At 67.6% G+C, this 6,754-nt stretch carries 6 protein-coding genes and 3 pseudogenes; 4 read left to right on the forward strand and 5 right to left on the reverse strand.

The window, feature by feature from the left end:
• Window positions 1–102: 102 nt before the first annotated feature.
• The 4 genes and pseudogenes from ACFWFI_RS39620 to ACFWFI_RS39635 form a co-directional block, all read right to left on the reverse strand.
• Window positions 103–354 carry a hypothetical protein gene (locus ACFWFI_RS39620; protein WP_387400310.1) on the reverse strand — a complete coding sequence of 84 codons (252 nt, stop codon included), beginning with the start codon at window positions 352–354 and terminating at the stop codon, window positions 103–105.
• Between the two features lie 20 nt (window positions 355–374).
• Window positions 375–569, reverse strand: a pseudogene (locus ACFWFI_RS39625) (hypothetical protein); the annotation flags it as partial.
• Window positions 570–581: 12 nt separating this feature from the next.
• Window positions 582–827 (reverse strand): annotated as a pseudogene (locus ACFWFI_RS39630) (hypothetical protein); the annotation flags it as partial.
• A gap of 275 nt (window positions 828–1,102) precedes the next feature.
• On the reverse strand, window positions 1,103–1,711 hold the full coding sequence (locus tag ACFWFI_RS39635) for a TetR/AcrR family transcriptional regulator (RefSeq protein WP_387400312.1): 609 nt from the start codon (window positions 1,709–1,711) through the stop codon (window positions 1,103–1,105).
• Window positions 1,712–1,816: 105 nt separating this feature from the next.
• Here ACFWFI_RS39635 and ACFWFI_RS39640 point away from each other — a divergent pair, with 105 nt between their 5' ends.
• Window positions 1,817–3,010, forward strand: coding sequence for an MFS transporter (locus tag ACFWFI_RS39640; protein WP_387400313.1), 1,194 nt, complete (start codon window positions 1,817–1,819; stop codon window positions 3,008–3,010).
• Between the two features lie 438 nt (window positions 3,011–3,448).
• A pseudogene (locus ACFWFI_RS39645) lies at window positions 3,449–3,631 on the forward strand (IS5/IS1182 family transposase); the annotation flags it as partial.
• 19 nt (window positions 3,632–3,650) lie between these two features.
• On the opposite strand, the gene ACFWFI_RS39650 reads toward ACFWFI_RS39645, so the two are convergent.
• Window positions 3,651–3,968: a hypothetical protein gene (locus ACFWFI_RS39650; protein WP_387400317.1), complete on the reverse strand. Its 318-nt coding sequence runs from the start codon at window positions 3,966–3,968 to the stop codon at window positions 3,651–3,653.
• Window positions 3,969–4,758: 790 nt separating this feature from the next.
• On the opposite strand from ACFWFI_RS39650, the gene ACFWFI_RS39655 reads away from it, so the two are divergent.
• Window positions 4,759–5,193 carry an ester cyclase gene (locus tag ACFWFI_RS39655; protein ID WP_387400314.1) on the forward strand — a complete coding sequence of 145 codons (435 nt, stop codon included), beginning with the start codon at window positions 4,759–4,761 and terminating at the stop codon, window positions 5,191–5,193.
• A gap of 752 nt (window positions 5,194–5,945) precedes the next feature.
• Entirely contained in the window at window positions 5,946–6,692 is a 747-nt protein-coding gene (locus ACFWFI_RS39660; RefSeq protein WP_387400315.1) for an IPT/TIG domain-containing protein, read from the forward strand.
• The last annotated feature ends 62 nt before the right edge of the window (window positions 6,693–6,754 follow it).

Genomic DNA, 6,754 nt, shown 5'->3' on the forward strand with positions numbered 1-6,754 from the left:
GGGCTTCTTTTTTTTTTTCCTCGCCTCGTGGTTGTTTTTGTCCGCCCCCCGCCGGGGGGGCCCCCCAACACCCCCACCGAGGTGGGGCCGGCGCTGCTCAGTTCATGCCCCGGCCAGTGCGGCGCCCAGGAGCATGCCGCCGATCAGGCCTACCGCGCTGACCACGATGGCGGGCACGGCGAGTCGCTCGTGCCGGACGGTCTTGGCGATGATGGCCAGTATCAGGCCGATCACGCCAAAGACGATCGGCAGGAAGAGGAGCGAGATCACGCCCAGCACCATCGCAATGATGCTGAGCACATTGCCGCTCGCCGCTCGCTGCCCGGTCGGTTGGTTGCCGAACTGCGTCGTCATCTGCCACTCCTTCGGGACGATCACCATGAGACCTGATCCCGAATGGACCAGCTCACACCACGGGTACCCGCAAGTCCTCTACAAACACCACGACTTGACCGCAAGGTGGTCCCCTTGATGGTCACACCGGGTGTGCCGTCGGTGTTCTTCAGCGCGTTATCGATCCGGCCATAGGCGGAGCCGGCATCCAGAGAGGCGGAGACACTGCGGGCGGCGCTTCGAACGGGAGCCGGCACCTTCCGGTACGAAGGCAGCTCATCGGCCGCCGGGTACCCGTCCAGATCCTGTAGCGCCCAGGCGCGCAGTTCCTCATGGTGGGCGTAGCCAGTCATAAGGAACTGCCGGAGAGCAGAGGTGGGAGAGGCAGTGTCGTCCAGGACGCCGCGCCCAAACTGCTCCAGCCCCCGAACGTCCGAGGTCGTCACGGCGTCCAGTCCGCCCTGCCCCACTGACACCCCGGTCACCTTCGTCATGCCGCGCCCCGGTGGTGGCTGACCTCCTCGGGGTCCGTGGTGTCCGAGGCGTATCAGATCCCTCTGACCGCCCTTGCGGTGAGTCAGTCTGCGGCTTCAGCGTCGGTCAAGGATCGCCTGCGTCTGGTGGCGGTGTCGTTTTGTCGACGTGGAAGCGGCCCAGGTGAGCGCTGTGCTTCGGGGCGTGGCCGGCCATCAGGGCGAGCCTCTGCCCGGGGCTGGTGCCGGCCCGCGCGAGGATCACGGAGGCGACTGCTCGCGGGCGCGAGTGAGCGTCAGTGTCCCTGTGTGTCCCAGTTCGCGAGTACGGCGTCGGCCGCGGCGTGCAGGTGGCGTGCTGACGTGCCGTCACAGACCTGTGTCGAAATACCGAGCAAGAAGCCGTGGATCATTGACGTGACGCCGTCCACGTCGGTGTCTTCGGCGAGTTCTCCTGAGGCGATGCCGCGTACGATGCACGCCCTGATGCGTGCCCGGTCCGCTGCGCGGCGCGCCGCTACGACCTTTCGCGCTCCGGCCTCGCCTGCTCCCGGTGCCTGGACCGTCCCCGAGAGGGCGACGAGGCATCCGCGCGGGTGGGATGTGTCGGTCTGCATGTTGATCGACCCGTGGAGGAGCCGGGCGATGGCCTCGCGGGGACTTTCCGCCTCGTCGGCCACGACATCGGTGACGCTGCCCGGTCCGGCGATGTAGTGCTCAACGGCCTTCTCGAACAGTCCCTCCTTCGAGCCGAAGGCGCCGTAGAGGCTCGCGGAGGACAGCCCTGTGGTCTCGCGGAGCTGGGCCAGCGATGTCGCTTCGTAGCCCTGTTCCCAGAACAGCAGCATCGCGGCCTCCAAGACGGCCTCCATGTCGAAGATGCGGGGACGGCCGGCGGGGGACACGGCGAACCTCCTCTATTGCGGACTGACTGATCCAGTTTGACACCCGTAAGCACGTGAATCAATATCGGATCAATCGATCCATAACTAGTGGAGGAGTCCGACCCGATGACCACAACGTGCCCCACGCCGGTTCGCGAGCGAGCGCACGAGTCGTTCCCCGTTCCGGCACTGGTGGTGATGGCGTGTACCGGATTCATCGTGATCATGACCGAGACGCTGCCGGCGGGGCTGCTCCCGCAGCTTGCTGCCGGACTCGACGTCTCCGAAGGCGGCGCCGGCCAGCTCGTGAGCGCCTACGCGATCGGAACGGTCCTCGCGGCGATACCCGCGATCACGCTGACGCGCGGGGCACGGCGGAAGCCGCTCCTCCTTGCGGGCCTGCTCGGGTTCCTTGTCGCGAACGCCGTCACCGCGGTATCGCCGTCGTTCACCGTCGCCCTTGTCGCCCGGTTCGTCGGGGGAGCCTTCTCCGGTCTGCTGTGGGGCATGCTCGCCGGATACGCCCGGCGTATCGCCGCACCTGAGCACGCCGGGCGTGCCCTTGCCATCGCCATGACCGGAACCCCCGTCGCGCTGTCCGTCGGAACCCCCCTTGGCGCCTGGCTGGGCTCGACGGTCGGGTGGCGCTGGTCCTTCGCCGCGATGTCACTGCTCAGCGTCATCGTCATGGTCTTCGCGAAATTCCTCGTGCCCGACGCCCCGGGGCAGCCGGCGCGGACACGCGCTCCGCTCAGCCGAGTGCTGGGCATTCCCGGCGTGGCGACCATCCTCGCCGTCGTATTCGTCTGGATGCTCGCGCACAACCTGCTCTACACCTACATCGCTTCCTACCTGCAGCAGATGCGTCTCGCGCTCCGGCCCGACATCACACTTCTCGTCTTCGGCCTCGCTGCGCTCGGAGGGATCTGGATCACCGGCGTGTTCATCGACCGCGCACTTCGCAGGCTCACCCTGGCGAGCGTGACCCTGCTCATCGTCGCCGCAGCGTTTCTTGCCGCCGCGCAGCAGTCCACTGTGCTCGTGCTGCTCGCGGTCGTCCTGTGGGGCCTCGCGTTCGGCGGCTCGGCGACGCAGTTGCAGACGGCCATGGGGGAGGCTGCGGGCGAGAACGCCGATGCGGCGAACGCGATGCTGACGACATCCTTCAACATGGCGATCTTTGCGGGTGGTGCTGTGGGGGCTGTGGTCGTCGATGGCGTGGGCGCACCGGTCCTTCCAGCCGGGATGATCGCTCTCACACTCATGGCGCTCGTCATGGTCGGCTTCGGCCGGCGCGCAGCATTCCCCGCAGGGCGTTGATCGAGAACTGACCGGACTGCTCCTCGTGGCTTGTCATGCAGCCTTGGGCGGGCATGCGGTCCACTGGCGGATTGGCGGGTCGGGGCGAAGTCGGTCTTGGGCTCGGCGCGGGCGTTGCGCCAGCGGATGTAGGCGGCGATGGGGGCGTTCTGCTCCTCGTGGGTGCGGTGGTCGGTGCCGTTGAGGGCGAAGTAGCGCAGGGCCGCGAACTCCGATTCGATCCAGTTCAGCCAGGATCCGTAGGTCGGCAGGAAGACCAACTCGACGTCCAGCTTCTCCCCAGGCCGACGGGAGCGCAGGGTCTTGAGCAGGTGGCCGAGGAACTCTCGCCAGCGTTTGCGCTGCCGGATGCTGTAGTAGATGTTGCCAGTGGCCAGGTCGAGGGCGGCAAGCATGCGCATCACGCCGCCGTACCGGTTGTAGGTGGCCCGCAGCCGGCGGGGCTTGCCTACTGGACGCCAGGCCCTGCCCAGCCCGGCCCCCCCTCGTCGGCGCAGGCCCGCCAAGCTCCACGCCGACAAGGGCTACGACTATCGCCACCTGCGGCGATGGTTACGTGAGCGCGGCGTCCAACAACGCATCGTACGCAAAGGCGTTCCACAGAAGCTCCGGAGCCTCGGCCACCCAGAGGCGGGTGACGTCAGGACTGATCCTCGGCGCGCTTCGTCCCACGGTGGTGCGCGGGCCCAGTTCCGGTGTCTTCCGACCCATGCTGGGCGCTCCGCTCAGTCGACTCTCCGGCGGACGGCGAGGCGGTGGCGCCCCGGTCCGTCCGCTCGGGAGCGGCTGCCTTCATGTCGTCGTCCTTGACAGGTCCCGTCGCGCCGGCGGTCTTCGCCCCGCCCTTGCTCGACTTCTCCTTGTCCTGGACATCGCCAGACCGGCGACGGCCCTCGTACGGTGGTACGGCCTTGCCCTCGGTGTCGATGTCGTCGGGTTCGTTCGCTCTGCTCGTCATGCTCTGCTCCCGGTGTGAGAGGGAACGAGCCGCGCCGCGCTCCGCTCTTCCAGCCACGCAGGCCGCGCGCCCTGGTCGTGGCCCGTACCTCGATCGTCACGCCCACCCGGGATGACCGCATGTGGATCACGCGGCGTCCGACCTGGGCTGCCGCAACAGCGTGCCGAGCCAATTGCGATGACTTCTTAGGGCGTGTTCAGGACTGGGGTCAGTGTCCCGCCTGCCGTGATGGTCTCGGTGTGGGGCGAGGGGCTCTTTCAGAGGGCCAGTGGGCGGTGCCGGGGTTGTTGACGGTAGCGGTGTTGGGCAGATTTTCGGTATGCCGACGGCGGTTGATCGACGGGATCCGCCGGCGGGACGGACCGGTGCCCCGTGGCGGGATCTGCCGACGGAATGCGGTCCGGGTCCGTGGCAGACGTTCTAGGGCTATTCCGCCGCTGGCAGCGCAATGGTGTCTGGTCGTCGGTGCTGACCGGATTGCGGGCCCGGGCGGACGCCGCGGGCCTGATCACCTGGGACGTGAACGTCGACTCCACGATCTGCCGGGCCCATCAGCACGCGGCCGGTGCCCGGCGGGATCGAGGAGGCTGCCAAGCACCCCGTCGAGGTGAAAGTAGAACGGCATCAGGCAACGTTCGCCCTACTGCCGTGCTGAATTACGCGCATGCCTGCTTCCGGGTGATTGCGCGCGCGAGCACGGCGCGCCTCAGCTGTTGTCCCATGCCTGGGCGGGGCATGCTTCCGGGCCTAAAACCGGTTCCGCGGTACAACACGCGCGCAGAGGAGTCCCGTGTCGAGCGAAGAGAATAAGAGGTTGGTTCGCCGCTTTTACGCGGAGATCGACAAGGGCAACGTGGAGGCTATCGACGATCTTGTGGCCGAGGACTACCAGGACCATTCACCGCCACCGTTTCCGGGGCTCGGCTCCGGTCGCGAGGGGCTCAAGCAGGCGTTCCGTCTCTTCTGGGAGGCCACGCCCGGGACCCATGCGATCGAAGACCAGATCGCGGAGGGCGACAAGGTGGTGACCCGGCTGACGGCCCACGGAGTGCACGAGAGGGACCTTCCTGGCATTCCTGCTACCGGTAACCAGCTCACGATGACGGCGACGGTGATTCACCGCATCGAGAATGGCAGGCTCGCGGAGAAGTGGTCGGACAAGGACCTTTTCGGGTTCCTGCAGCAGCTCGGCGTCATCCCGGCGCCTGGCGGTACGCCGGGATAGTCCGGGCGGCGCCAAGATCTCGGACCCGGGAGGCGGGATGGCGGATGATGACGTCCATCAAGGGGTCGAAGAAGGAATTCACGTCTTCCGACAGCAGGTCGGTCACCCCGTTATGCTGCCCGGCTCGCCGACCCAACGCACCCCGTTTCTCTTGACCCACGACACAGGGACACCCGCCCGCAACTGCTCCGATCGGGTGACATGGCGACCTGAGGCTTGTGGCATATGCCGAGTTATTGGATTACTTAGGATATCCAACCAATGGGCAGCAGTACCGCTCGGGGAGCGTGGTGCCGGGGTGGGTTGTCGCCCTTCACACGTGGGGAGGGCGCAGGTCCGCCGGGATCGCGATGGGCGCCCCGGGGGGTTGGATGGCCAGTCGGTGCCGCTTGCGCGGTGCCGGCTGGCTTGTTTTATGCGCCAGGCGGAAGTCGGTGGCGTACGCCGGTGGTACGCAGGCGTTCGCCGTGCCGCGCTTTGCCCTCCGAGTACCGCGAATGACGTCTTGTCAGAGGTATGTCCTTGTGGCGTACTTGAAGCAGCGAACCGGTGGGCCGCCCATCCCATGACCGGGGAACACGGTAAAGGGCGGCGTCTGCCGGTTCTTCCTTTGTGCACCCACGAAGGAACCCGTCGACACGACGGCACGGTTGAGCCGCCCGCCCTCCCGCAAGGACCTTCCGCGAAGGCCGACCCGGAGGCCCCCGGTTCCGCTGAATCCTCTGTCCGTCCTGTCAGCGAGGAGTTCCTCCATGCCCATCTCTCCGAACCAGGGATCCACCGGCGGTGGCACCCTGGTGACCATCACCGGCACGAACCTGTCCGGCACCAGCGCCGTCACCTTCGGCGCCAAGCCGGCCACCAACGTCACCAACGTCTCCCCGACCCAGGTCACGGCCATATCGCCCTCGGGCACCGGCGCCGTCGGGGTGACCGTGACCACTGCGGGCGGCACGAGTAACCCGCTTCCGTTCTTCTACGTCGGAGCCCCGTTCAAGTCCTCGCTCGGGCCGACCTCCGGCCCCCTGGCGGGCGGCAACACGGTCACGATCAACGGTGTTGGGCTGGCGACGGCCACCAGTGTGTCTTTCGGCGCCAACACCGCCACGCCGACGGTCGTCTCCGACACCCAGCTCACCGTCGCTGTGCCGGCGGGCGCAGCGCCGGGCTCCGTCGGAGTGAGCGTGACCACCGCGGGCGGAACGAACAACGGGCTGTCCTACACCTACGTGGACGCACCCAATGTAACCACCGTCGCGCCGACATCCGGGCCGACGTCCGGCGGTACGGGTGTGACCATCACCGGCACCAACCTCGGCACCACCGAGTCGGTCACCTTCGACGGCAACACGGCACCGTTCTCCGTGGTGAACTCCACCACGGTCTCGGCGGTGACCCCGCCCGGCACTGCCGGCGCGGTCGACGTGGTGGTGACCAACACGGCCGGCTCCGACACGGCCGCCGGCGCGTTCACCTACGTCGCGGCTCCCGGCATCTGACCCTCACCCACGCTGCCGCCCGGTCTACGCCGGGCGGCAGCTCGCCTTGGCCGCCGCTTCCC

The organism is Streptomyces sp. NPDC060209 (genome assembly GCF_042728155.1).
Lineage (GTDB): Bacteria > Actinomycetota > Actinomycetes > Streptomycetales > Streptomycetaceae > Streptomyces.

What these genes read in the sequence shown, in the direction of transcription:
- ACFWFI_RS39620 (WP_387400310.1), bottom strand. Translation starts at nt 354, where the DNA reads ATGACGACGCAGTTCGGCAACCAACCGACCGGGCAGCGAGCGGCGAGC.
- ACFWFI_RS39660 (WP_387400315.1), top strand. Translation starts at nt 5,946, where the DNA reads ATGCCCATCTCTCCGAACCAGGGATCCACCGGCGGTGGCACCCTGGTG.
- ACFWFI_RS39650 (WP_387400317.1), bottom strand. Translation starts at nt 3,968, where the DNA reads ATGACGAGCAGAGCGAACGAACCCGACGACATCGACACCGAGGGCAAG.
- ACFWFI_RS39640 (WP_387400313.1), top strand. Translation starts at nt 1,817, where the DNA reads ATGACCACAACGTGCCCCACGCCGGTTCGCGAGCGAGCGCACGAGTCG.